General features: G+C 36.5%; 28 protein-coding genes and 2 pseudogenes. 9 read left to right on the top strand and 21 right to left on the bottom strand.

Annotation, left to right across the window (positions count from 1 at the left end; translation table 11 throughout):
- Positions 1-48: 48 nt before the first annotated feature.
- On the bottom strand, positions 49-948 hold the full coding sequence (gene gnd / locus AB3M96_RS13390) for a phosphogluconate dehydrogenase (NAD(+)-dependent, decarboxylating) (RefSeq protein ID WP_412968122.1): 900 nt from the start codon (positions 946-948) through the stop codon (positions 49-51).
- 220 nt (positions 949-1,168) lie between these two features.
- Here gnd and AB3M96_RS13385 point away from each other — a divergent pair, with 220 nt between their 5' ends.
- The 3 genes from AB3M96_RS13385 to AB3M96_RS13375 all read left to right on the top strand — a co-directional run bounded on the left by AB3M96_RS13385 (position 1,169) and on the right by AB3M96_RS13375 (position 2,146).
- Positions 1,169-1,609 (top strand): YuzC family spore coat inner layer protein, encoded by a 441-nt coding sequence (locus AB3M96_RS13385; RefSeq protein ID WP_412968121.1) that lies wholly within the window; start codon positions 1,169-1,171, stop codon positions 1,607-1,609.
- Between the two features lie 160 nt (positions 1,610-1,769).
- The gene (locus AB3M96_RS13380) at positions 1,770-1,931 is read left to right on the top strand and encodes a hypothetical protein (RefSeq protein WP_412968120.1); all 162 of its coding nucleotides are present in this window, start codon (positions 1,770-1,772) and stop codon (positions 1,929-1,931) included.
- 86 nt (positions 1,932-2,017) lie between these two features.
- Positions 2,018-2,146, top strand: a complete 129-nt coding sequence (locus AB3M96_RS13375; RefSeq protein ID WP_412968119.1) for a hypothetical protein — start codon at positions 2,018-2,020, stop codon at positions 2,144-2,146.
- A 28-nt stretch (positions 2,147-2,174) separates the two neighbouring features.
- Here the strand turns inward: AB3M96_RS13375 and AB3M96_RS13370 are convergent, their stop codons facing one another.
- The 3 genes from AB3M96_RS13370 to AB3M96_RS13360 all read right to left on the bottom strand — a co-directional run bounded on the left by AB3M96_RS13370 (position 2,175) and on the right by AB3M96_RS13360 (position 3,836).
- The gene (locus AB3M96_RS13370) at positions 2,175-2,627 is read right to left on the bottom strand and encodes a helix-turn-helix domain-containing protein (protein WP_412968118.1); all 453 of its coding nucleotides are present in this window, start codon (positions 2,625-2,627) and stop codon (positions 2,175-2,177) included.
- Positions 2,628-2,715: 88 nt separating this feature from the next.
- Positions 2,716-3,486: a sulfite exporter TauE/SafE family protein gene (locus tag AB3M96_RS13365; protein WP_412968117.1), complete on the bottom strand. Its 771-nt coding sequence runs from the start codon at positions 3,484-3,486 to the stop codon at positions 2,716-2,718.
- Positions 3,487-3,608: 122 nt separating this feature from the next.
- Positions 3,609-3,836, bottom strand: a complete 228-nt coding sequence (locus tag AB3M96_RS13360) for a hypothetical protein (protein WP_412968116.1) — start codon at positions 3,834-3,836, stop codon at positions 3,609-3,611.
- A gap of 149 nt (positions 3,837-3,985) precedes the next feature.
- On the opposite strand from AB3M96_RS13360, the gene AB3M96_RS13355 reads away from it, so the two are divergent.
- Positions 3,986-4,606, top strand: coding sequence for a biotin transporter BioY (locus AB3M96_RS13355; RefSeq protein ID WP_412968115.1), 621 nt, complete (start codon positions 3,986-3,988; stop codon positions 4,604-4,606).
- A gap of 102 nt (positions 4,607-4,708) precedes the next feature.
- Here the strand turns inward: AB3M96_RS13355 and AB3M96_RS13350 are convergent, their stop codons facing one another.
- From AB3M96_RS13350 to AB3M96_RS13340, 3 genes are all read right to left on the bottom strand, one after another.
- The gene (locus AB3M96_RS13350; RefSeq protein ID WP_412968114.1) at positions 4,709-6,046 is read right to left on the bottom strand and encodes a Na+/H+ antiporter family protein; all 1,338 of its coding nucleotides are present in this window, start codon (positions 6,044-6,046) and stop codon (positions 4,709-4,711) included.
- A gap of 1,067 nt (positions 6,047-7,113) precedes the next feature.
- Positions 7,114-8,619, bottom strand: a complete 1,506-nt coding sequence (locus AB3M96_RS13345) for a leucyl aminopeptidase (protein ID WP_412968113.1) — start codon at positions 8,617-8,619, stop codon at positions 7,114-7,116.
- Between the two features lie 63 nt (positions 8,620-8,682).
- Positions 8,683-9,066 carry a DUF309 domain-containing protein gene (locus AB3M96_RS13340; protein ID WP_412968112.1) on the bottom strand — a complete coding sequence of 128 codons (384 nt, stop codon included), beginning with the start codon at positions 9,064-9,066 and terminating at the stop codon, positions 8,683-8,685.
- A 141-nt stretch (positions 9,067-9,207) separates the two neighbouring features.
- Between AB3M96_RS13340 and AB3M96_RS13335 the strand changes: the two genes are divergently transcribed.
- Together AB3M96_RS13335 and AB3M96_RS13330 are read left to right on the top strand one after the other, a co-directional pair.
- Positions 9,208-9,678 (top strand): divergent PAP2 family protein, encoded by a 471-nt coding sequence (locus AB3M96_RS13335; RefSeq protein ID WP_412968111.1) that lies wholly within the window; start codon positions 9,208-9,210, stop codon positions 9,676-9,678.
- Positions 9,679-9,760: 82 nt separating this feature from the next.
- Positions 9,761-10,596: pseudogene (locus AB3M96_RS13330) on the top strand (cobalamin-binding protein).
- 16 nt (positions 10,597-10,612) lie between these two features.
- Here AB3M96_RS13330 and AB3M96_RS13325 read toward each other — a convergent pair.
- The 4 genes from AB3M96_RS13325 to AB3M96_RS13310 all read right to left on the bottom strand — a co-directional run bounded on the left by AB3M96_RS13325 (position 10,613) and on the right by AB3M96_RS13310 (position 13,492).
- Positions 10,613-11,311, bottom strand: a complete 699-nt coding sequence (locus tag AB3M96_RS13325; protein WP_412968110.1) for a 3D domain-containing protein — start codon at positions 11,309-11,311, stop codon at positions 10,613-10,615.
- Between the two features lie 203 nt (positions 11,312-11,514).
- Complete coding sequence (locus AB3M96_RS13320) at positions 11,515-11,832, bottom strand: YuiB family protein (protein ID WP_412968184.1); 318 nt, start codon at positions 11,830-11,832, stop codon at positions 11,515-11,517.
- Positions 11,833-11,920: 88 nt separating this feature from the next.
- Positions 11,921-12,040, bottom strand: coding sequence for a YuiA family protein (locus AB3M96_RS13315; RefSeq protein WP_412968109.1), 120 nt, complete (start codon positions 12,038-12,040; stop codon positions 11,921-11,923).
- 228 nt (positions 12,041-12,268) lie between these two features.
- Complete coding sequence (locus tag AB3M96_RS13310) at positions 12,269-13,492, bottom strand: NAD(P)/FAD-dependent oxidoreductase (RefSeq protein WP_412968183.1); 1,224 nt, start codon at positions 13,490-13,492, stop codon at positions 12,269-12,271.
- A gap of 411 nt (positions 13,493-13,903) precedes the next feature.
- On the opposite strand from AB3M96_RS13310, the gene yumC reads away from it, so the two are divergent.
- Complete coding sequence (gene yumC, locus AB3M96_RS13305; protein WP_412968108.1) at positions 13,904-14,896, top strand: ferredoxin--NADP reductase 2; 993 nt, start codon at positions 13,904-13,906, stop codon at positions 14,894-14,896.
- Between the two features lie 40 nt (positions 14,897-14,936).
- Here the strand turns inward: yumC and AB3M96_RS13300 are convergent, their stop codons facing one another.
- The 3 genes from AB3M96_RS13300 to AB3M96_RS13290 all read right to left on the bottom strand — a co-directional run bounded on the left by AB3M96_RS13300 (position 14,937) and on the right by AB3M96_RS13290 (position 16,694).
- A complete protein-coding gene (locus AB3M96_RS13300) occupies positions 14,937-15,302 on the bottom strand; it encodes a HesB/IscA family protein (RefSeq protein ID WP_412968107.1) in 366 nt (121 codons plus the stop codon).
- A 75-nt stretch (positions 15,303-15,377) separates the two neighbouring features.
- Positions 15,378-16,232 carry a diaminopimelate epimerase gene (gene dapF / locus AB3M96_RS13295; RefSeq protein WP_412968106.1) on the bottom strand — a complete coding sequence of 285 codons (855 nt, stop codon included), beginning with the start codon at positions 16,230-16,232 and terminating at the stop codon, positions 15,378-15,380.
- A gap of 225 nt (positions 16,233-16,457) precedes the next feature.
- The gene (locus tag AB3M96_RS13290; RefSeq protein ID WP_412968105.1) at positions 16,458-16,694 is read right to left on the bottom strand and encodes a YuzB family protein; all 237 of its coding nucleotides are present in this window, start codon (positions 16,692-16,694) and stop codon (positions 16,458-16,460) included.
- 239 nt (positions 16,695-16,933) lie between these two features.
- Here AB3M96_RS13290 and AB3M96_RS13285 point away from each other — a divergent pair, with 239 nt between their 5' ends.
- Complete coding sequence (locus AB3M96_RS13285; RefSeq protein ID WP_412968104.1) at positions 16,934-18,001, top strand: NAD(P)/FAD-dependent oxidoreductase; 1,068 nt, start codon at positions 16,934-16,936, stop codon at positions 17,999-18,001.
- Positions 18,002-18,035: 34 nt separating this feature from the next.
- On the opposite strand, the gene AB3M96_RS13280 is transcribed toward AB3M96_RS13285, so the two are convergent.
- The 3 genes from AB3M96_RS13280 to AB3M96_RS13270 form a co-directional block, all read right to left on the bottom strand.
- Positions 18,036-18,686 (bottom strand): LysM peptidoglycan-binding domain-containing protein, encoded by a 651-nt coding sequence (locus AB3M96_RS13280; RefSeq protein WP_412968103.1) that lies wholly within the window; start codon positions 18,684-18,686, stop codon positions 18,036-18,038.
- Positions 18,687-18,814: 128 nt separating this feature from the next.
- The gene (locus AB3M96_RS13275) at positions 18,815-19,606 is read right to left on the bottom strand and encodes a Nif3-like dinuclear metal center hexameric protein (protein WP_412968102.1); all 792 of its coding nucleotides are present in this window, start codon (positions 19,604-19,606) and stop codon (positions 18,815-18,817) included.
- Positions 19,607-19,814: 208 nt separating this feature from the next.
- Positions 19,815-20,144, bottom strand: coding sequence for a YuzD family protein (locus AB3M96_RS13270; protein ID WP_412968101.1), 330 nt, complete (start codon positions 20,142-20,144; stop codon positions 19,815-19,817).
- Between the two features lie 208 nt (positions 20,145-20,352).
- Between AB3M96_RS13270 and AB3M96_RS13265 the strand changes: the two are divergent.
- A pseudogene (locus AB3M96_RS13265) lies at positions 20,353-20,680 on the top strand (NifU family protein).
- A 37-nt stretch (positions 20,681-20,717) separates the two neighbouring features.
- On the opposite strand, the gene thrB reads toward AB3M96_RS13265, so the two are convergent.
- The 4 genes from thrB to AB3M96_RS13245 all read right to left on the bottom strand — a co-directional run bounded on the left by thrB (position 20,718) and on the right by AB3M96_RS13245 (position 25,229).
- Positions 20,718-21,647 carry a homoserine kinase gene (gene thrB / locus AB3M96_RS13260; protein ID WP_412968100.1) on the bottom strand — a complete coding sequence of 310 codons (930 nt, stop codon included), beginning with the start codon at positions 21,645-21,647 and terminating at the stop codon, positions 20,718-20,720.
- Complete coding sequence (thrC, locus tag AB3M96_RS13255) at positions 21,637-22,707, bottom strand: threonine synthase (RefSeq protein WP_412968099.1); 1,071 nt, start codon at positions 22,705-22,707, stop codon at positions 21,637-21,639. The genes thrB and thrC overlap by 11 nt, the downstream gene beginning before the upstream one ends.
- On the bottom strand, positions 22,704-24,002 hold the full coding sequence (locus AB3M96_RS13250) for a homoserine dehydrogenase (RefSeq protein ID WP_412968098.1): 1,299 nt from the start codon (positions 24,000-24,002) through the stop codon (positions 22,704-22,706). Before AB3M96_RS13250 ends, thrC begins: the two co-directional genes overlap by 4 nt.
- A gap of 237 nt (positions 24,003-24,239) precedes the next feature.
- A complete protein-coding gene (locus AB3M96_RS13245) occupies positions 24,240-25,229 on the bottom strand; it encodes a 2-hydroxyacid dehydrogenase (protein WP_412968097.1) in 990 nt (329 codons plus the stop codon).
- Between the last annotated feature and the right edge of the window lie 14 nt (positions 25,230-25,243).

The following is a 25,243-nucleotide window of genomic DNA, read 5'->3' as shown; positions in this document are numbered from 1 at the left end:
TCCTTTACAGTTAAAAAGCTGCCAAAACAAATGGCAGCTCTTTTTGTATTATTCACTTTTCACGGTAGCATGTCCACCGAACTCATTTCGAAGTGCAGCAACAACCTTGCCATGGAATGTATCATTCTCCTGAGAGCGATAACGCATCAATAATGACATTGTAATGACTGGGGCAGCAACTTCTAGGTCTAGCGCTGTTTCCACTGTCCATTTCCCTTCACCTGAAGAGTTCATAACTCCCCTGATTGCTTCTAATTTAGGGTCTTTAGAAAAAGCATTTTCAAGTAATTCAACTAGCCATGAACGTATAACTGACCCATTATTGAAAACTCTTGATACTTCCTTGTAATCATAATCAAATTCACTTTTATCCAATATCTCATAACCTTCGGCAATTGCTTGCATCATACCGTATTCAATTCCGTTATGTACCATTTTTAAGTAGTGGCCGCTTCCAGGTTTTCCGGTATATAAATACCCATTTTCTACTGATAGGTCAGCAAATAATTGATCCACATGGTCAAAAGCTTCCTTTTCTCCACCAATCATTGCACATAACCCATTACGTGCTCCTTCCATTCCACCACTTGTTCCACAATCAAGTAAATATATACCCTTTTCACTTAGAAGTTTACCACGCTTTAGAGTATCCTTATAGTTTGAGTTACCTCCATCAATTATGATATCTCCAGCAGATAAGTGACTCGCTACCTCAGTTACCACATTTTCAGTAATTTCTCCTGCAGGCACCATTAACCAAACAACCTTTGGTGTTTGTAAGGAATCTACTAACTCCTTTATTGATGCGGCTGTTGCAATTCCTTCTTTTGCAATAGCCTGTAAAGAATCTTGATTCACATCATTAGCAATAACGTCATGTCCTTTATCCTTCATATTTAAGGCAAGATTATAGCCCATTTTTCCAAGACCAACTAAACCAACTTTCATATTAACTCCTCCTTCATCAAGTACCTCTAGTTGCATGGGAACTTAAGATTCCTCTTTACTATGTATCTTAGTATGCCAAACATCCACTATTATACAAGAAAAGGGACATCTAGACTAGTCAAGCTTATGGTATGGAGCAAGGTGTATTTTCTGAAAATTAAGCACCTTGAATATAAAGTAACATATATTAAAAATGACTTTTAACAAGGGAGGTATAAGCTTGATTCATAATCCCTATATTTTTGGTAACCAAGGACAACCAATAACCGTAATGTACCCAGGATATTATTCTAATCTTACTAGACAGCCGGTATTCAATGACTATTACGAATATCCCACGTATCAGTATCATCCCTATTATCGAAAATTACCTGAAACTGACCCAACTCTTTTCAATGAATCCGCTATTTCAATGCAAGGTTTAATGAAAGATGCAAGTCATATTTTAAACCATCTTGCAACTTCAAAACCATTTGCGAAAAAAGTAATGGCAGCCGCTCAAGCATCAAACTTAAATGAAGTAAATAAACTACTAAAATCAACAGGAATTAAGTCCGAAGTGAACACCTCTTTTAACCCGGATGGTATAAACTTAAAGCTTTCTTCAAAAGTAGGCTCAACGGATTGTTGCCAATTAACAATCGCATTACGTTGGAGATAGTTGTATAGTCAATTTTGAACGTAGGGTATGTTAACCTAACGTTCTTTTTTTGGTTTTGTAATTTTTACTATTTAAGGATTACCATTATTGTGTTACTCAAATTTTATTAGAATGAAATATATTCTGTTTAGACAAGATAAGAAAACGAGGAGGTTTACTAATGGAAAACAGAGATAGAGAATTTCTAAACATGACTCAAAGCAAAGAAGAACAACTCGTAAATCAATTAGATCCTGAACTTGATTTACGTAATATCAACTTTGCTACGGGTGAAAACAGATATCTAAACGAAAGATACGACGAATACAGTATTGACCATTGATTATATAAAGGTGCTACTAAAAACTAATGTGTAAATGTTTTTAAAATACATTATATATATTAGACATTCATTTAATGGAGGTTGAAATGGCTAATAAAGAAAGATTAAATGAAGAAGCATCTATGAACAACAATCTTACTTCGTCAACGTATATGAAGGAAAAAACAGCAAATAGTCCTTCAAATGGAAGAAATAGAAGTAATAACAAGAAATAAAAAGGGCTACATAGACAGTAGCCCTCCATCATTCCTCTGAAAGTTCCAGCAAGCGTGTTTGTGCTTCATCTTTATCAAAAGATGAATACCAGCGATAATTATTTGAATCTAAAATACGATAATGCTGACTAATGAGATTTTGCTGTAAGCGTAATTTACCTACCTTTTGTATATCATTCCACCAGATCTTACCACCAAGAGTTCTTTCCTTTGCTCGGTCAATACCATTGCGGCCAATAATCTCGATTACATCAATTGGATCTTCCCCTAAAGTTGTTTGCAGTATCTCACTATCCCGAAATAAGGCACAAATTGCCACAACACATGTCCACCCTGCTTGAATACGTCCCTTTTCAATTTGAACAAGGGTTTTCTTAGAGATACCTAAAATCTCAGCCATTTTATCCTGTGTATATCCTTTTTCAATTCTGATTAACTTTAGCTTGTCTGAAAGTAGTTGCGTTACACGCTCTTTATCCACAAAAAAACCACCTAGTTTTTAAAATATAAAATACCTTAGTGTAATTTTACACCAAGGTAGATGAATGCGCAATTTTAAGACTAAGTGCTTAATTGGTAATTAATTTAAGGCCACTGATAAAAATAATAATCCCTATTACTGTTTGTAAAGGCTTAACAGGAACCTTAGCTGAAAGAGAACTTCCAAGCAACACTCCTGGAATCGATCCGCACAATAAATTAGCTACTAACAGAAAGTCAACATTGCCGAGTCCTATATGAAAGAAACTACTAACTGTGACCAAAATAAATGCATGAGCAATATCTGTTCCAACTAGTTCAGATGCACGTAATCTATAAAACAATAACATCGCCAGAGCAAATAAAGAGCCTGATCCTACCGAAGTTAAACCAACAATAAAGCCCAGAACTGCTCCCAGTAAAATTGTTGCAGATTTCTTATCCCGGATTGGCTTTTGGCTATATTTATTTGTAGAAATATTTGTAAAAAACAATGTCTTAATAACCGTCGTAATTGCTACAATAATTAATACATATCCAAGTGCATGCTTCACAATTTCCCCTTGTAAGTATCTTGAATCACCAAATATTTGCAACAAAATGACTGCGATAATTGCACTGGGTACACTACCAATTGCTAAATATTTTACTAATGTAAAGTTAATTGTCTTTTGCCTAAAATGCTGTACAGAACCAAAAAATTTTGTAATCGAATTATACACAAAGTCAGTGCCAACTGCTAATAACGGATTGATTCCAATTAGAATCAAAAACGGGGTTAATAATGCTGCCCCACCAACTCCGGTTAATCCTACTAAGAATCCGACAAAAAGGCCCATTAATAGTATTCCAATACTCATTCCGACCGCTCCCAACTTACTCGGATATGGGCATTATATTTTAAGGACATCCCTCTTGACACTTTTTCTTTTTCTGGACAAAGGTTTATTTTATTAGAAAAGTAAGAATTGACGAAAACAACCTACGAAAAACTTTTCGTAGCTATGACGAATGTTCGAAACTGATACAAAAATTCATCTACAAATATTTTATCTACATTCTCAAAATCATATGACTCAAAAAATTCCTCTAACAACTCAATTTCAACTTCATCCATTATGCCTGTTAGCCATAGTGGAAATTCTAATTTCTTATAAAGATGACTACATCCATAAACTGTGAATATTTCTTCTAGTTCTTGAACTGTCAAAAATCATTACCTCCTTTGTAGCAAGTATGGTAAACAAACCTTTTATATAAACTCGCTTTTTTGTTAACTACTTAAAAATTATAGTTGACATATATAAATGATTGTTTTACTCTTTTGTTAACTACATAACACAGGAGGTTAACATAAAAATGACAGCAGTTACTAAACCACGTTTTCGTGCAGTCGACATCACCTTTATTGGTATGTTTGCAGCTTTAATGGCAATCGGCGCAAATATTACTTCTTGGGCTCCATTTTTACAGGTAGCAGGGGTACCATTATCAATGCAAACCTTTTTTGCCGTTTTAGCAGGATTATTGCTTGGAAGCAGATTAGGATCTATATCGATGCTTGTTTATATGTTAATTGGTATCGCAGGTGCACCTGTTTTCGCGGGCTTTGACGCTGGTTTCGGAGCGATTCTTGGTAATACAGGTGGATTCATTCTCTCATTTATTGCAGTTGCTTATTTCTCTGGAAAAATTGTAGAAGTGTCGAAAGGTACACCTACTTTAAAAGTGTTTACACTAGCAGCTTTTGTTGGCCTTTTTATGAATTATTTTATCGGGACTAACTGGATGTACTTTGCATTAAATTATTGGTTAGAGGTAGATATGAGTTATGCTGCTGCATGGGGAGTTATGGCATGGTTTATAGTAAAAGATATTGCATTTACAATATTTGCAGCATTGATATCTCCTAGAATATATCGTGCCGTTAACCGTACTTCAAAGGTTGCCAGTATTGATTCTACTATAAAGGCATCATAAAAGATTGTTGAAAATACCCCTTATCTCCAAAATATAGATTGCTCGACAATTGCCGAGTGAAAGTAAAAAAGCCATGTGACCCATGGCTTTTTTCATTATTACTTATAAAATGATCGCTGCTAACCAACCGAAAAGAATCAGTGGAACGTTATAGTGTAAAAATGTCGGTACACATGTATCCCAAATATGATTATGTTGGCCATCTACATTTAATCCAGATGTAGGACCCAATGTACTATCAGAAGCCGGTGAACCTGCATCTCCTAGTGCAGCAGCTGTACCAACAATTGCAATTGTAGCCATTGGACTAAACCCAAGCTCAAGAGATAGTGGAACAAATATAGTAGCAATAATCGGGATGGTTGAAAATGAAGAACCAATTCCCATTGTAATTAGCAGACCAACAATTAACATCATTAGTGCTGCCAACGATTGATTTCCATTAATAAGTCCCGCTGACGTTTCAACGAGGCTTTCCACATCACCTGTTGCTCGAAGTACATTCGCAAATCCAGCTGCAGTAATCATGACAAAACCAATGAAGGCCATCATTTTCATACCACCAGTTAGTAACTCATCTGCTTGGTTTAACTTCATGGATCCACTAACGTAAATGACAGCTATTCCCGCTAATGCACCGAATATCATTCCATCTACATCATAGGATTGAGTCAAATAAAGTTGCACTGACAATGAGACCAGAACCGCAATTAATGCAAAAAAGATACTTTTTTTAGTATAAACTTTCTCATTTGACATTTGACTTTCAACTTCGATTGTTTTGTAATTCTTCGGCTTACGATATGAAATAAAGACTCCAACTAGCAATCCAATAACCATACCACCTACCGGAATAAGCATTGCAATTGGAATATCGCCTTGAGAGACTGCTAAACCGCTATCAGCCATATTCCTTTGCAAAATACCTTGAAAGATTTCACCAAATCCTACAGGAAGTAAGATATAAGGTGCTGTTAATCCAAATGTAATAACTACTGCAATTAGACGACGGTCAATTTGCAACTCATTAAATACCTTTAATAATGGTGGAATTAATATAGGAATAAACGCAATATGAACAGGTATTACATTCTGAGACGCAATTGAGATTGCTAGAATAATAAGAACGATTAGCACTTTTGAATATGCTTTTCGTTTACTGTCTCCATCCTTCCCAACAATTTTTAATGCCAAATCGACCATAGCATCTGGAAGACCTGTTTTAGAAATGGCAACCGCAAACCCTCCGAGTAACGCATAGCTTAAAGCAACAGTAGCATTTCCTCCCAAGCCATCTGTAAAAGTAGTGATAGTTGTTGGAACATCTAGTCCCCCAGCAATACCTCCTACAAATGCACCGATAACTAGTGCTATAACAACATTTATTCGAAATAAACTCAATATAAGCATAATAAAAACGGCTAACAAAACTGCATTCATGGTGTAAAGCTCCTTGTATTTAGGTTATATATTTTAGTTTTCCTTTAGTTTGGTAAAATGGTAGAGAACTAAATCACTAAACTAAAATATCATATAAGTAAAAATGCTGTCAATGGAAGAAAATGTGTTATAGCAGAAAGTGTGGATTTAGTTAGTATTTCCATTTGGGACGGGGATTATCTTTAAGTGGGGAGTAATTGATTGTTTTTCATAGGGGAGATATCCCTGTGAGGTTTATGGGGAATGGTGACCTTTTTCGGCGATGTTGAAATTTGCTATGTGACTTTCACTGAGGCTTAGTTTCTTTGAATGGCTGATAGTACACTTCTATGTGAATTTCGCTGTGCTTGAGTTTCTTTGAATGGTTAATAGAACGCTTCTATGCTACTTTCACTGGGGTCGGGCTCCTTTGAATGGATGATAAAATGTTTCTATGTAACTTTCACTTGGGCTGGGTTCCTTTGAATGGATGATAAAATGCTTCTATGTGACTTTCACTGGGCATGAGTTCCTTTGATTGGATGATAAAATGCTTCTATATGACTTTCACTGAGGCTTAGTTTCTTTGAATGGCTGATAGAATGCTTCTCTATTTGACTTTCACTGGGGCTGAATCCTGAATGGCTGAAGAACACAACTCATCGACCCAACTCAATCTCCATGCTCACGCTCGGTCGATTAGAACTCTCCTTATCGACCCAACTCAATCTCCATGCTCACGCTCGGTCGATTAGAACTCCTCTCATCGACCCAACTCTCCCTACACGTTCCCGCTCGGTCGATTAGAACTCCTCTTATCGACCCAACTCTCCCTACACGTTCCCGCTCGGTCGATTAGAACTCCTCTCATCGACCAAAATCACTCTTCATGTTCTCGCTCGGTCGATTAGAACTCCTCTCATCGACCCAACTCTCTCTTCATGTTCTCGCTCGGTCGATTAGAACTCTCTTCATCGACCCAAATCGTCCCACTGCGCTCATTCGGTTGATTAAACAGCCCATGACTAAATCATTCATGTATAGTAAAAGGGCTGCCAAATCAATGGCAGCCCCAAAATCCCTAATACTTATTCTCCTGTTTCTCCAAAACGCTCCACTAGGGTCGCTAGTGTGCGTACCATTACTCCTGTTCCTCCTGCAGGACCGAGGTCATGCGCAGAGGTTGTTGTTGCAGTACCAGCGATGTCCAGGTGCACCCATGGAGTATCTTCAGCAAATTCACCAATGAAGGTACCTGCGAAGATCGCATGGCCGTCGCGTCCTGGTGAGTTATTTAAGTCAGCAACTAAGCTCTTTCGTACACGTTTTTTATGATTTTCGGTAATTGGTAGACGCCAGATTGGCTCTCCTGCTTCAATAGAAGCTTCTAATACTTGTTCGAAGAGTTCTTCATCGTTTGTCATAGCACCAGTAATATCATTACCTAATGCTACGATAACACCACCAGTGAGCGTTGCTACATCAACTAAATAAGAAGCTCCGTGGAATTTAGCATATGTTACTCCATCTGCTAGTGCTAAACGTCCTTCAGCGTCTGTATTCAGGATTTCGATAGTCTTTCCATTCATAGCAGTTACGACATCATCAGGCTTAAAAGCATCTCCGCTAATCATATTATCAGTTGAAGGTATTACTGCTACAACGTTCTTTTCAGGTCGAAGCTCACCGATAACTTCCATTGCTCCTAAAACTGCTGCAGCTCCTCCCATATCCGACTTCATGCCGACAATACCATCTTTCGGCTTAATTGAGTAGCCACCCGTATCAAACGTAATACCTTTTCCAACAAGGCCAATTACATCTTCCCAAGTGTCTTTACCTTGATATTTTAAAACAATCATTTTAGGAGGTTCAACAGAGCCTTTATTAACGGCCAATAGGGCACCCATGCCGAGTTTTTCCATATCTTCTTTTTCAAGAATCTCCACTTCAAATTCATACTTTTTACTTAATTCCACTGCATAGTTTGCTAAATCCGTAGCCGTTAGCATATTGCCTGGTAGATTTACTAAGGTACGTGCAGAATTGGTACCTTTACCATATGCATACCCAACTGTTACACTTGCTTCTACCTCTTCAATGTCACTTTCTGTATAAACTATAACCTCAGAAATATGCTTTTCAGGCTCATTTGACTTCTGTTTATAGTCTGCGAACTTATATGTTGCTAATGAAACAGCCTCACCAAATGCATGTGCTGCATCAAATACATCAACACTATTAGTTACAAATGAATCCAATGCAATCGCAAAGCTTTCTACTTTTGCTCCAGCAATCGATTTTACAGCTTTTCCAAAAGCTTCACGTAAGTTCTCAAAACTTAGGTCTTCTTCTTTACCCAGTCCAACAAAATAAATACGCTTTATAGCGCTTTTTCCAAGTGTATGTAATTTAGAAACGGTATTGTGCTTTGCTGAAATATCTCCCTCTTTTAACAATTCAGTTATTTGACCTGCCAAAAGGGTGTCAAGCTCGCTAGTAAGTCCTGTTGTCTTTTGATTCTTCGCAAATAATCCTACTACTAATGCTTCCTGTTTTTCTGTAACATTTACTTCATTAAGTACTTTAAACATCTTACACCTCCAGAATTGTGTTCATCTCAAATTATAAAGGAAAACACAAAATACTTCGAGTACCTAAATTCCATCTCTCATAAATAGTATCAAAGATGGTAATTTAGGCAATGAATCAACCTCTTCAAACGGTACAGAGTCTTTGTCCTTTGGAAGAATTAACAAACATTTTTCTATAAAATTTAATACCTCTTCCAAATCTATCCCCCAATGAAACGGTCGATATGGATGTAGATAGTGCTTGCCCGCTTCCATCATTAACCTTGCACCCTTTATATTTCCATATTCATAATGATAAATTGCCACCGTCATTTGTAAGAGTCCTTTTAAAAAGAGATTCCCTTTCTCTGTCATCCAGATTTCCTCAAGTAAATCATGACAGGTATAGTAATCGCCTTCATTAAACTTTATAAAAAACTCGTAATATTCTTGAGGATAAAGGTCCATTTTACAGCATCCCCCATTTTCTTTTATAATAATAGTAACTTATAAGGAGTGGGAAAAACATTCCGCTACAAGAATAATTGTTACGTAATCTTATAAGTAATAAAAGTATTTGTGTGATACATACGAGAGGACGACTAAACAATGGAGCTTTTTACAAACTTCCCCCTATGGGCCGCACTTGCTGCTATTGCGTTTGCACAATTTATTAAGGTCCCCCTGCAGTTTATTGTTACAAAAAAGATTGATTGGTCATTGATCACGAGTACAGGTGGTATGCCAAGTTCTCATTCGGCCGCTGTCACTGCTCTAACAACTGGTATTGCTCTTGAACAAGGAGTTGGTTCTCCATTTTTTGCAATTGCTACCGTTTTTGCGGTAATTGTTATGTTTGATGCATCAGGTGTAAGAAGACATGCTGGAGAGCAAGCAACGGTCTTGAATAAACTTGTTGCAGATTTTCAAAGATTTGCTGAAGAAGCAAAGCTATGGCCGCGACTCGATGAAAATGCAAAAAGAAAAGATTTAAAAGAATTATTAGGTCACAAACCGATAGAAGTTTTTTTTGGAGGATTAAGCGGAATTTTATTAACCTTAGTGTTATATTTTCTGTGAGCACCACTTATTAATTCAATTTTTCTTTTGATAGTTAAACTTATCAAACCTTAACAGGAAAAACAGAGAAGGGGGAGAGAAGATGAAGTTAATCTCAATTTGTCCTAGCAATACCGAATTGATTGAATATTTAGGTCTTACAAAACAGCTAATAGCTATTGATGATTATTCAGATTGGCCCGACGATATCTCCCATCTTCCACGCATAGGTCCGGACCTTTCTATTGATATGGATAAGGTTGAGGAACTAAAACCTGATTTAGTACTAGCGTCATTAAGTGTACCTGGAATGGAACGAAATATTGAAGAGTTAGAAAAAAGAAGAATCCCTCATATTATACTTAACCCAAATTCTCTTGAAGATATAGCAAATGATCTCCTGACAGTTGGCAAAGCCACAGGTTCAGAAAAGCAAGCCAAGGTTATAGTCGAAAAATACAATTCCATTATTGAAACCTATAGGACTTTATCTACTCAAATTCCTAAAGACAAAAAGCCATCTTTATATTGGGAATGGTTAAAACCAGTTTTTACACCTGGAAGATTAAACTGGCTAACAATAATCAGTGAGCTTGCAGGTGGAAGAAATCTCTTTGCTGATGTGAATTAGCAAGTGTTCAAACAGATTGGGAGGATGTAGAAAAAAGGAACCCCGATCATATTTGTATGGCATGGGTCGGAGTTAAGCAGGATAGAATGAATCCTTCCCTCTTAAAAAAGAGACCTGGGTGGACAGAACTACCTGCGGTTAAAGATGAACGCATCCATTTATTAGAAGAGCCTTTATACTGTAGACCCTCTCCGCGACTGTTATTCGGTTTAAAAAAGCTTGCTGCATTGATTCATCCAATGATTTTTCCTGAGGATGATGGAAATGACCCGCTACTTGATAAAACTCACCTAGATGAAAACAGCTAATCAGAATTTACTCTGATTAGCTTTTCGAACCTAAGATTTGTTGACGAAAAACCTGCATCGATTTATCTGCATTCATTGAAGCAATCTCATCTTCAGTAATTTTACCGTTACCCATTTTAATAATATACACATCAAGGGTTTTCTTTCCCCAATGCTTGTACACATCTTCTACAGAATCGTAATATAAATCTATTTTATTTCCTTTTATAGCTCCACCCTTATCAGCCACAACTCCATACCCATAACCGGGAATAAAGAGAACTGTGCCAATTGGAAATACGTTTAAATCAGCTGCAACAGTAGAATATAAATCACGCTTTACTTTAACACCAGAGTAAGTAATTCCATACTGTGGATGACTTGAATCTTTTCCAGTTGATTCGACTCCTGCAGTGTAACCTGTTGCAGTTACAGTTTTCGTTGGATATTTAGAGAAATCAATGGCTTCTTCTAGTGTGATTGAACTTTCTACACTTTGGCTCGAAGAAATTGAAGTTTTTTCTACTCTAGCAATATTCAAAAATTTAGTAAACAATCCTACCCTTTTAGTAGAATTTTCACCAACTGGTTGGACTTCGTCAGTTATATTTTTCTCAAACCAGTCTGAAAGGTCCTTTGCCTTAACACCAGAATATGATTGAAACGTTGTAAAAAGTGCTAATACGAACAAAATGGACATGATAATTCTTTTTGCCATTACTTTTAGATGAATCATGTTTCCACTCCTCTCACGAGTCTATTTGTTTCCAAATAAAAAGGAAAATATTCGTTTTGAGTGGAAAATTAACCAAAATCTATCTAATAACTTATTAAATTGGTAATTAATTCCTTTTAATAGCACAAAAAAACGCAAGAAAAAATCCCTTGCGTTCTGTGCATATACATTTTTCAGCTGAATTTTTCGATAAAAAATAATTCCTAAAACATTTGGTAACCCTTAGATCTAAGCATTTTGATCACAATTCCAGATAAAACAGCTCCAATTAGTCCACTAACGAGAACAAGGATATCAGCTGGTTGTAAGGATATTATATTATTGAATAGAGCACTAAATGAACTTCCTGGTGACGTAAAGTAATCAATAAACGAAACATCTTGAATGATAGCAATTGCAACGATCGGATATATAATAGTCATTATCCACGACATTCGTAATAGCATGTTTAAAAGGAATCCGATTCCAAAAAATAATACTAAAAACAAAAGCATAGATATAATTAAAACAGGCACACTCATTGGCATGACAGCTCACCTCCAGTACAAATCATTCCTAGTGTACTAAAGGGAGAATGTCCAGTCAATTAATTTCACCTTACTGCCAATATTACTTTTTACCGCTACCTTCACAGGAAGAGCATGTTTCAGAACCACCAAGGATTAGTTGAAAATACCCCTTACCTGAGCAATACGGACAATCCTTTGTTTCAAGCTGTTTACTATTCATTACGTTCCCTCCCTATAAAATTTTGTTAAATCTAAATTTTCTGATAATATATCATGTTTTTGTGCATTTGAAAAGAAGGAAATAAGACAATAACCACTCATGTAAGCGAATACATAGTAATATCTCTTCCTCTTTCGTTTATTCTCTCACTATTTTGCTTAATTATAATTCTATTCATTCATCAAAAAAGGAAATGTGCAATAGCACACTTCCTTTTTTATCTTTCACTTATAGGAAATTAAATTTACCTTTTTTCAATACAAGACCAGGGCCACCAATAATCAATAACGCACGATTATCAATTACCTTTTTCATAAAGGAAGCTCTTGCACCCCAGATTTTTCTACCAAATACAACTCCGATTGCATCATTCTCACCTAGAGAACATACAGTACCTTTATTATCAAATGCGAAGTCTGCTAATTCACCTTGGTTACGAACAAGCACTGCAATGTTTTTTGCAACTACAACTCCTTGTTGCATTGCTATTTGAGCTGTTGGTGGATAAGGACGATTAATTTCCTCGTTAATTACTAAAGAAGAATCTCCAACGACGAAAATATTTTCATGTCCTGGAATTCGTAAATGTTGGTCAACCTTTACACGGCCACGCATCGCTTCAATTCCTGAAGCCTCAATTATGCTGCTACCACGAACACCCGCTGCCCAAACTACAGTTCCAGCTTTAATTTCTTCTGTTTGATCATCTTTACCAACGATGATACCTTCTGGTGTACATTCTTTAATTGCAGTTCCAATTTTAAATTCTACACCTTTGCGTTCTAAGTGATTTACAGCATATTCAACTAGTTCTGGATCAAACCCAGGTAATGCAGTTGGAGCTGCCTCTACACAAATCACACGTACTTTATTTTGATCGACATCATATTCACGGCACAACTCTGGAATTCTATTTCCAAGTTCACCTAAAAACTCAATACCTGTAAAACCTGCTCCACCAACAACAATTGTTAGGCGTTCATCTTTCTTTTCATCTTCCGTATTATAAGTAGCAAATTGGTATTCGATGTGCTCACGAAGTTGACGTGCACCGTTTACATTTGAAATAGTAAATGCATATTCTTTTAACCCTTTAATACCAAAGGTCTCAGACTCTCCACCTAATGCGATTACTAAATAATCATATTCATGTTCGCCATCTTCTAAAATAACGCGCTTTTCTTCATGATTAATTGAAGAAACTGTTCCTTGAACAAACTTAACTTTACTACGGTCAATCACATCATTTACTTGGTAACGAACACGGTCATGGTGTAAAGTACCTGCAGAAGCTTCATGTAACCATGTTGTTTCATAATGGTAATCATTCTTATTAATAAGTGTAATATCTGCTTCATTTACACCTAATGTTTTTTGTAAGTTTACAGTTGTGGTTAAACCACCATATCCTGCACCTAATACAACGACTTTTGGCTTTCTCACCGAAATCACGCCCACCTTTTCTTTTTTAACAGTAGTTAGTTTATACTTATCATCCACTGTTACCTCTATTTTTATTGATAAAAAGTTTGTGATATCCTTCACGTAAGATATCATAGTTGTACAATTAATTGTACTGTTTTTGTCATAGAAAATTGCTATTTGATACCTACATAACATCTTAGTCCTTTTATACTGATTTTTCAAGTGTTTAACATACTTTTCAAACCTTAAGAATATTAGAAAAACAACCATTTTTAAAAGGTGTAACAAATATTTCATATTACCATTCTGGTTTGTTCTAATATTTGCCACATTTACCATACTTTCATGTATATGATTGAGATATTATTTTGTTTTTATGTTACTATAAGAAGAGAAAATTTGTTTCATATATAATTGACATTCATGGGGGGATTTTAAGTGAAAGAAGATCAAAAATTATATGATATTACCGTTATTGGTGGAGGCCCTGTTGGATTGTTTACTGCTTTTTACGGGGGCATGAGACAAGCTAGTGTAAAGATCATCGAGAGTCTTCCACAATTAGGCGGGCAATTATCAGCGCTTTATCCTGAAAAATACATATATGATGTCGCAGGCTTTCCTAAAATAAGAGCTCAAGAATTAATAGATAACTTAAAAGAACAAATGTCGAAGTTCGAACAAACCATTTGTCTTGAACAAGCGGTTGAAAAGGTAGAAAAACAAGAAGATGGTTCATTTAAACTAACAACCAATAGTGAAATACATTATACAAAAACGGTCATTATTACTGCTGGTAATGGCGCTTTCCAACCTAGAAGAGTCGATCTTGAAGAAGCTTCAAAATATGAAGGTAAAAACCTACACTATTTTATTAATGATCTTAACCACTTTGCAGGTAAAAAAGTAATGGTGCTTGGTGGTGGGGATTCTGCAGTTGACTGGGCACTTATGCTAGAGCCTATTGCTGAAAAGGTAATGCTTGTTCATCGTCGTGATAAATTCCGCGCCCACGAGCATAGTGTTGAAAACCTTATCAATTCAAAAGTCGAAGTAAAAACACCTTTCGTTCCAGTAGAACTTGTTGGAGACGATAATGAAATTAAGCAAGTTGTCCTTGAGGAAGTTAAGGGTGACCGCAAGGAAACAATTGATATTGATGCATTAATTGTAAACTATGGCTTTGTTTCTTCATTAGGTCCAATTAAAGAATGGGGCTTAGAAATAGAGAAAAACTCTATTGTTGTTAACTCAAAAATGGAAACGAATATTTTAGGTATTTATTCAGCCGGTGATATTTGTACATATGACGGTAAGGTAAAACTTATAGCTAGCGGTTTTGGCGAAGCACCAACTGCAGTTAACAATGCGAAGTCATACATTGATCCAAAAGCAAAAACACAACCAATGCATAGTTCAAGTATGTTTTAAATATTAAAAAAGAAGTTGGGATTCCCCAACTTCTTTTTATTTAGCATTCTTCCGGAGTCCCTGCTACTTTTGCAGTACGGAATGAAGATCCACATCCACATGATGCTATCGCATTTGGATTGTCAATGGTGAAACCGCCGCCCATTAAAGATTGTTTAAAATCAATTTTGACTCCCTTAAGGATTGGAGCGTCTTCTTTCTTAATAAGGATTTGAATACCATGCTGTTCATCTTGCTGGTCCTCTTCGTTGATTTCCTGTTCAAACCCCATTCCATATGATAGCCCGCTGCATCCGCCACCTTTAACAGCTACACGTAAAAAGGAGCCTTCTTCTCCGCTATCTTTCATCATATCTTTTATCTGAAAAGCAGCTGCTTCTGAAATTGAAATAACTTGTTCAGTCATTTTTTAACCTCCTTATCTCATTTAGCTTATTACTATAAGTATAATATCTATTATTCTCAGTTACAAATATAGCGCTTAGTAATAAAATCTTCCATCACATACGACCTCAGCTGGTCCCGTCATGAGAACATCACCAGTTAACGTCCAGGTGATATATAAATCTCCACCAGCCAAATGCACAACTGTCTCTTTGTTCTTCTCTGTTTTGCCGTTTAACACTGCTGCTACTACAGCCGCACATGCACCTGTTCCACAAGCTTGAGTGACTCCTGAGCCTCTCTCCCATACACGGAAATGAAGTTCATGATTTGAGACAACCTCTACAAATTCCACATTAATTCCCTCTGGAAAACGCGTATCTTTTTCAATAATTGGGCCTAGTGTTGTTACTGGTGCTTGTTCAATGTCTTCAACAAAGAATACTGCATGAGGATTCCCCATAGATACACCTGTTAAAGAAAGCTTATTCCCACCCGCTACGAATGTCTCTTCTATAACCTTATCGATTTCCTCTCCTGTCATTGGAATTTCACTTCGCTTTAGGCGAGGCTTCCCCATATTGACAGTCACATTGTTCACAACACCATCTAGTTCATGTACCTCTGCGTCTACAATTCCTGAAAGAGTTTCAATCTGAAATCTCTTATCTTCTACTAGTTTATGCTCATATGCGTACTTTGCAACACATCGAAGACCATTTCCGCAGTTTTTTCCTTCTGAGCCATCATTATTAAAAATCCTCATTTTTACTGGTGCAATTTCAGAAGGACAAATTAGGATCATACCATCTGAACCAATACCAGTGTTGACATTAGACACTTTTATTGCGAGGTCAGAAAGAAACCTTTCTTCAATTGTTTCTTCGAATAAATTAACATAAATATAGTTATTTCCTAGTCCGTGCATTTTGGTAAAGGAAAATGAGTTCATAGGTACCTCCAAATTTTTTATTTTTCCCTAGTATAAAATGATATTTTTTTGAACACAATGAAAATTATCCCCCGTTTTTATAAAGAAACTCTTCGTTACTTAGTAATGGAGGGTTTTCTTTTTTTATTATTGTTATGCGGGTAAGTAAATATGGTTATGTATTTCTCCATATGATAAACAAAAAAGCAGTGCTAGTTTCCTACACTACTTGATACACTTTATCTATTAAAACATTGGATTCTCTTCTAGGTATGCGTAAATATTCTCAACTAACGCTTCTGGTGTTTCACCAGTTACTACCTCTCCATTTAAAAGTGCAAATAACGTTTGATAGCATTTCCCACAGTAGCTTAAGCAGCCATATTCAACAATATCAAAATTCGGATCCTTTTCGAGTATTGCACGTGCCTCTTGTGATCCACTTGCTAAGTTACTAATACAAAATTCTATTATTGGATTCACTGGTTTCTCACCTCACTACTAAATACTTATCCTACTCTCTTTTTTTATTATAGTCAAAGTGTATTTACTTTGAAAATTTACAGTTTTACAGGAATTATTGTTGTTATTTTGTCACAATTTCGCTATACTTTTAGTGTCTTTGAAAAGGCTTTCGGAAAACTATTGACAGTATTTAACAAAATATAGGCTATTTAAACAAAAAGTGTACCGAATGAGAGGAACAAAAAGGGGAAATCAGCATGAAGAATCTTGTAATACTTGGTGGAGGATATGGAGGCATGCGCATATTGCAGCGTCTTTTACCGAACTCTCTCCCAGAAAATATCCAAATCACCTTAATTGATCGAGTACCTTACCATTGTCTTAAGACTGAGTTTTATGCACTTGCTGCAGGAACTATATCAGATCAGCACATACGTGTAACATTTCCAGAACACCCTCGTTTGCAAGTAAAATATGGTGAAGTTAGTAGCATTGATATGGATGCTAAACTAGTATACCTGAACGACCAAGACCCAGTACAGTATGATGACTTAATTATTGGATTAGGTTGTGAAGATAAATATCATAATGTGCCCGGAGCAAAAGAATTCACATATGGGATCCAATCAATTGATAGTTCTAGACAAACTTACCAGAAGCTTAATAATTTACCTGCTGAGGCAACAGTAGCTATTGTTGGTGCAGGACTAAGTGGTGTAGAATTAGCAAGCGAATTATATGAAAGTCGCCCAGACTTACAAATTAAACTCTTTGACCGTGGTAATCATATTTTATCAGCATTCCCTGAGAGACTAAGCACTTATGTAGAAAATTGGTTTCAAAGAAATAATGTTGAAATTATTAACAATGCTAATATTACTAAAGTCGAAGAAAATGTATTGTATAACAATGACCAACCTATTTCTTGTGAGGTTATTGTATGGACAGCGGGAATTCAACCAAATAAGGTTGTAAGAGATATGGATGTTGAAAAAGATACAAGTGGACGTGTTGTACTCACCAAACAACATAATCTTCCTAATGACGAGAATGTATATGTAGTAGGAGATTGTGCAAGCCTTCCGCATGCCCCAAGCGCACAGCTTGCTGAGGGACAGGCAGAACAAATTGTTCAGGTTCTTTTAAAACGCTGGAATGGTGAAGCTCCTCCAAGTGAATTTCCACAAATTAAGTTAAAAGGAATTCTCGGTTCCTTAGGTAAGAAGCATGGTTTTGGACTTGTTGCTGAGCGCCCAATAACAGGTCGAGTGCCACGATTATTAAAATCAGGTGTCTTGTGGATGTACAAATACCATAATGGATAAACATGAACCCTACTTCTTTGAGTAGGGTTCATTCTTATTTCTTTACTTTTAATTTTTGACCAATAAATATAGTGTTGTTCTTTAAATTATTTATTTGTTTAAGTTCTGAAACAGTTGTATTATGCAACTTTGCCAAGCTATATAGTGTGTCTCCTTTTTTAACAGTCACCGTTACGAAATCCGCTGAAGTTATGACTAGGATTTGACCAGGATAAATTAAATTACTTTTTAACTTGTTCATTTCTTTTAACTCTTGCACAGATATGAAGTGTTTTTTAGAAAGGCTATACAAAGTATCTCCTTTTTTAACTGTTACATATTTATCATTGTTCACCTTCAAGATTTGACCAATACGGATCAAATCTGATTTTAACTGATTTATTTCTTTAAGCTTTTGTATCGTTGTTTTATGAGTCTTTGCTAAGGAATAGAGTGTATCTCCTTTTCTGATGACAAATTCATTTGGATCCGTTACTTTTAAGGTTTTCCCTACGTATATAGTATTTGATGTAAGATGATTTGCAAGCTTAACATCTTCAACTGACATATCATAATTTCGTGCTATAGAATAAAGTGTATCTCCCTTTTTTACAGTAATAGTAGAAAATGCATTTGCCTTTTGGATACCAAAGATGCTAACACCAAATAGCAATATACCCATAAGGGCAGCAATAAGCTTTTTCATAAGATGTCCCCCGTTTATTTTTTTTGCTTTCATAAAGTTAGTCGTTACACGTTTTAACAAGTTTCAAAGGGACAACCTTAACGCTCAATAGGAAAAGCCCATTTTTGGAAAAACGGGCTTTTTTCTACTTATATTGACGTGAAAAGTGGCTTCTCAGCAATAAAGTGAACTGGAATTGATGGAAACCAGCCTCTCATTAACTCAGATAGATATTTCATTCCAGGCTCTTCACTTTCTGCATGTCCTAAAACAAGTAAAGCTTTTTTCTTATCCTGTTGGATAGCATCTCTAACATATTCAGGTGTTTCCCATTCTGGTCCCTCACCGTATAAAACGAGATCCAGATTGTACTTTTCAAACAGGGGAATCGTTACTGGACCGCCGCCTCTATAGCCAGCCAATAACCCAATGCGATTGCATGGAGATGATAAATTACCCATAGCTCTAATAAAATCAATTTTTAATTTATCCTTCACATGGCCCGCAACCTCCTCAACAGTCATTGTTGGGATAGAAACAATTGTTGCAGCTGGTAGGTTTTCTTCAACATACCTCTCCCATTCTAATGCTTGAATTAATCCTATCATAATCCCATCAGGCTCATACCTGTGCAAATAATCATGAAACCTGAATATACCGATTCCCGATTCATTTATAAGTTTATATTTAGCATTGAACACTTGATTTTCGCCAAGTTCATTTTTATCCCAATGGCTAAAAAATGCACCTTCGTGTGTAACCAGTAGATTAGCACCTAAATCAATAGCTTGCTTTATCACATGTGTTGTCGGTATAAAAGATACTGCAATACCTGTAATCTCTGTATTCGGTGATCCAAACTTTAATGTATCAACCGTATTTTCTATAACTCCGATTGGACTGATTAGTTTATCTATAACATCCTGAATTGTTAATCCCATACGCTCATTCCTTCCGGTTTCGTGGCTACTGTAATTATAAGGGTGTTTGTAAAATTTAATATGTTTCTTTCATTGTTAATAAATTGCCGAAACATTTTTTTGTTAGGAAACAATCCTATCTGCCAATTATTACTCTCCGCATATAATACCTTGTCTAAATGTATAAAAATTCCCCTATAGATATCACCTATAGGGGATTATGTAGGAATTATTCTGCAGCTTTGTATCCGTATTTCTCCATCTCAGCATAAATTGTTTTAAGTTTTGGGCTGCCCTCACCAACTATTTCACCCTCAAGCACGACTACTGGATAAAACATATCTTCTTCGATAACCCTTTTAGCAAATTCTTTTTTATTTTCGTCGTTAGGTGGGTCAAATATATCAATATGAGTAATATCAAAAGGCTGGTCAGGAAACTTTCTACCAAGAGCTGCTTCAAGCCATTCATATGTTTCTTTCGATGAAGGGAGGTTCACACAGCTAGGGCAAAGTACCTCTGCACCATACACACATATTTCTACTTTTTGATTTGCCATTTCTCTTCTCCTTCTCTCCAACAATCATATCTTTTTTCATTGTACTAAAAATCTGGTAAAATAAATACTACAACAGTATAAATCTCTTCCTTTGTATCTAGATAGGCTTATTGTAATCCTCGAGATTGTCAGCCTATAAGGCAACAACAGTGTCGTATGAGCTTATTCATCTGGGATAGGAATTTATACTTTCTCTAAGACAAAAAATTTGGAAGTACTTGCTCTCTCGGTTTTGATAGATTTTTTATGTAAAACAGATTATAATAATTTTAAAGGTAATAGGAAAGGAGTAAATCTCAATGGCAGAATTAGATATTAAAGAACAAGTACAAGAAGTACTAGATAAACTTCGTCCATTTTTACTACGTGATGGTGGAGACTGTGATTTAGTAGATGTTGAAGACGGAATTGTTAAATTACGTTTATTAGGTGCTTGTGGTAGTTGCCCAAGTTCAACTATAACTTTAAAAGCTGGAATTGAACGTGCTCTTTTAGAAGAAGTTCCAGGTGTTGTAGAAGTAGAACAAGTATTTTAATTATATAAGTTAAGCGAAACCAGTCTGGTTTCGCTTTTTATTTTGTATCTACATTTATATGAGACAGTGATGAAACTCTACTGCCTTTTGTTTCAATGGATACCTCATCTACAATTGCCTTATCAAATTCTGATGATAAGACATATCTCAAAGACTTCCCTCTTCCACTCTCAGTAAAACAAATAACCGTAGGACCAGCACCACTTATAGCTACTCCAAATGCCCCTGACTCTTTTGCTGCTTTTTGAATTTGAGTAAATTCTGGAATAAGTGGCTTTCGATATCGGTGATGGAATAGATCTAAATCCATCATTTTTCCCATCATATTGTAATTCTTGGTCAGCAATGCCGCTACCATCACATTACTAATCGAACTTGCTTTTACGGCTTCTTTAAATGATAGTTCAGAAGGTAAAACACTTCGTGCTTCCTTCGTCTTTAGCTCATAGCTTGGTATTACTACAACCATATCAAAGGAAATATGGTCAATTTGAATAAGATCAGTATCCTCATCTCCACGAGAGCTGCCAATTACTAAGCCTCCAAATAAGGAAGCTCCAACATTATCTGGATGTCCCTCATACTGGCAGGCTAACTGGAGCTTTTGTTGAGCGGATAATTGCAAGTGACACAACTCGTTTGCCAGCTCTATTGCCGCAATAATTGCTGCAGCACTACTACCTAATCCCCTGGCTAATGGTATCGTACTTGTTACAGTTACACGGCATGGAGGAAGTTGGCAACCATATGTTGCTGCTACTTGGTTAGCTATTAAATAGATAAAATTATCCTTTCCTGAAGGAGTATTTACTAATTCCTCAGATAGTGGGGTAAACTCCCATTCATTGCTCGGTTCAGCTATTAAGGTCAAATATCGGTTAACAGCAAGTCCTATTGAATCAAACCCTGGTCCCAGGTTTGCTGTACTACCTGGAACCTTGATTTGTATAATTTGATCAGACACCATAGAGAACTGCTCCTCTTATATGCTCAGAGACTTTCTTTTCATCATTAGGAAGTACAACTGGTGCTATTGCAGATGCTTCAATTGCTACATTTGGATCCTTTAAGCCATTTCCTGTTAGTACTGCAACAATTCTACTTCCTTTAGAAATCTCACCATTTTTTACTTGTTTGATTACCCCAGCTAATGATGCACATGAACCTGGCTCAGCAAACACCCCTTCATTCCTTGCTAACATTTTATAAGCATAGAGAATCTCTTCATCTGAAACTTCATCAATTTTTCCATTTGAATCTTTGGCAGCATTTACGGCTCCAATCCAGCTTGCCGGATTACCAATTCGAATTGCAGTCGCGATTGTTTCCGGATTTTCAATCACCCTATTTTTGACTATTGCTGCTGATCCCTCTGCTTCAAAACCTCGCATCTCAGGTAGACCAGTTTTATGTCTTTCATTATATTCTTTAAATCCCTTCCAGTAGGCAGTTATATTACCCGCATTACCAACAGGTATTGCTAATACATCTGGAGCACGTCCTCCAAGTTGAACACATACTTCAAAAGCAGCGGTCTTTTGTCCTTCGATTCGATAAGGATTTACAGAGTTTACTAACGTAATTGGTGCACTTTCACTTACATTTCGGACGATTTGAAGAGCTTGATCGAAATTTCCCTCAATGGAAATAATCTCTGCTCCATACATTACTGCTTGTGCAAGCTTACCCATCGCAATCTTACCTTCTGGAATAACAATAATACATCGTAAACCCGCACGTGCTGCATATGCAGCAGCTGCTGCTGATGTGTTCCCTGTTGAGGCACAAATAATTGATTTGCTTCCATCTTCAACAGCCTTTGCAACAGCCATAACCATTCCACGATCCTTAAAAGAACCTGTTGGATTTGCTCCTTCTACTTTTACATATAATTCAACACCTAGCTGTTCTGACATTGTATGAAGTGGCACAAGTGGTGTATTACCTTCATTTAGGGAAAGCATTGGTGTTTCATTAGTTACAGGCAAATATTCCCGATATTGCTGTAATAACCCTGGCCATCTCATCCTAATTCACCACCCTCGACTCGATAAGAACTTTTAACGTCCTGAATAATTTGTAGGTCTCTTAATTGAACTAAAATTTCTTCATAGTCCTGGAGAGAAGCTTTGTGGGTAACAAGGACAATTTCAGCAAGATCTTTCTCTTTAAGTGGCAGCTGAAGAATTTTTTCGAAACTTACCCCGCGTTCAGAGAAAAGGGATGTTATTTTTGCGAAGGCTCCCACTTGATCTTTAACATGAATTCGTAAGAAATATTTAGAATAGATTTCAGAATCGACCTTAAGTTTTTTATTATATTGTGGAGAAACAGCACTACGTCCATTAACACCCAGTCGCATATTTTTCATGACACCAACTAAATCAGAAACAATTGCAGTTGCAGTTGGAAGGCTTCCCGCTCCGGGACCATAGAACATTGTCTCTCCAACGGCTTCTCCATACACATAAACTGCATTGTATTCATCGTTAACTCCGGCTAATGGGTGTGAATCAGGAAGCAAAGTCGGTTGTACACTTACTTCTACTTTTTCTCCCTCTCGATGAGCCATTCCAATTAGTTTTAATGTGTATCCCAAGCGCTTACTATAATTGATGTCCTCGCTTGTAACAGAGGATATTCCTTTAACACGAACATCTTGAAGATCAATGTTCATTGAGTAGCCAAGTGTCGCAAGTATCGCCATCTTTCTTGCAGCATCAAGCCCTTCAACGTCAGCAGTTGGATCAGCCTCTGCATATCCTAGTTCTTGTGCTTCCTTAAGTACATCATCATAAGCACTTCCATATTTACTCATTTTTGTTAAGATAAAGTTTGTTGTGCCATTTACAATTCCCATCATTTTAGTGATTCGATCGGAAGCTAAACCGTCGACAAGACCGCGAAGTATTGGAATACCACCAGCAACACTAGCCTCGTAAAATAAGTCACAACCGTTTTCACTTGCCACACGTAATAACTCCGGTCCATATAATGCCATCAAATCTTTATTAGCTGTAACCACATGCTTTTTATTACGAAGTGATGAAAGTACATACTGTCTCGTTTCTTCAATTCCACCCATCACTTCTATCACAACATCTATTTCTGGATCTTCAATTACGTCATGGACATTTGTTGTCAGTAGCGAAGAATCCACTTCGACCATTCGTTGTTTATGCAAATCTTGTACTAGTACTTTTTTAACTTGTATTGGACATCCAACTTGATGCATTAATTTATCTTGATGATTGTGAAGTATCGTTACTACACCACACCCCACTGTGCCCAAACCTAATAATCCAACAGAAATACTCTTCATCACTTCCTACCACCTTTCTAATGTGTATTTCCTAGAAATACATTTGTCTTTCTATAAAGGACATTATAGTAGCGAATCAAATGTATTACAAGGGTTATTTTTTCAAATTTCACCTATTGAAAACGCTTAACATACTGATAAATATGATAATATTTCCATTTAAATTTATTTTTCTGGTCGCTTATGGCTTGTAGATACAAAAAGAGCACCTTGACAGATGCTCTCTCTTTGTACTGTTTAATTTTTACAAAGAAGCCATTCTTTGTTTACAAGAGTTTCAGGCTCCTGACTTTCTAATACAAGCTTGATATTGTTTGCACATAATTGCATCATAATAGTTCTTGTTTCTGTACTCGAGCTTCCTATGTGCGGTAAGGCCACTACATTAGGTAAGGTTACTAGTGGATGAGACTTTTCGATTGGCTCTTTTACAAATACATCTAGTCCTGCAGCAGCTATCTCGCCGTTTACAAGTGCTTCGTATAATGCTGTTTCATCTACAACTGGACCTCTTGAAACATTTATAAATACCGCAGATTTTTTCATTTTGGTAAAGCTCTCAGCAGTAAAAAGATTTTTAGTTTGTTCAGTAAGTGGAGTTAAGCAAATGATAAAATCAGATGCTTCTAATAGATCCTCAAACGATGTATAAACAACGCCTAATTTCTCTTCTGTTTCTATTTTTCGTGAACGATTATGATAAAGGACCTCCATATCAAAACCGAGTGCTCGCTTTGCTACAGCTTCTCCAATCTTGCCCATGCCTACTATACCGAGAGTTTTATGGTGAACATCATGACCCGCTAATAAAAGTGGGCTCCAGCTCTTCCAGTTACCTTCTTTAACGAATTCTGCTGCTTCTACAATTCTTCTGGCTGTTGCTAATAATAATGCAAAAGTTAAATCAGCGGTTGTATCAGTAAGAACATCTGGGGTATTACACACTGCAATACCTTTTTCTGTCGCATATTCCACGTCAATATTGTCAAACCCAACTGCAAGGTTCGCAATTACCTTTAAATTAGGAGCATTGTCTATTAGCTCTTTATCAATTTTATCGGATAACATTGTCAAAATTCCGTCTGCCTTTTTAGCCTCTTCCATTAGTACTTCTCTTGGCACGGCAACCTCATCTTCAGGCCACATATGTACTTCTGCTACAGCCTCTAATGGTTTAATTGCTTCCTTGGAAAGCTTTCTTGTAATAAAAACGTATGGCTTCATCATTTGCACCCCTAAGC

The sequence above is a fragment of the Ferdinandcohnia jepli genome (assembly GCF_047246645.1).
GTDB lineage: Bacteria > Bacillota > Bacilli > Bacillales > Bacillaceae_L > Ferdinandcohnia.
This window is presented reverse-complemented; position numbering and strand designations above follow the sequence as displayed.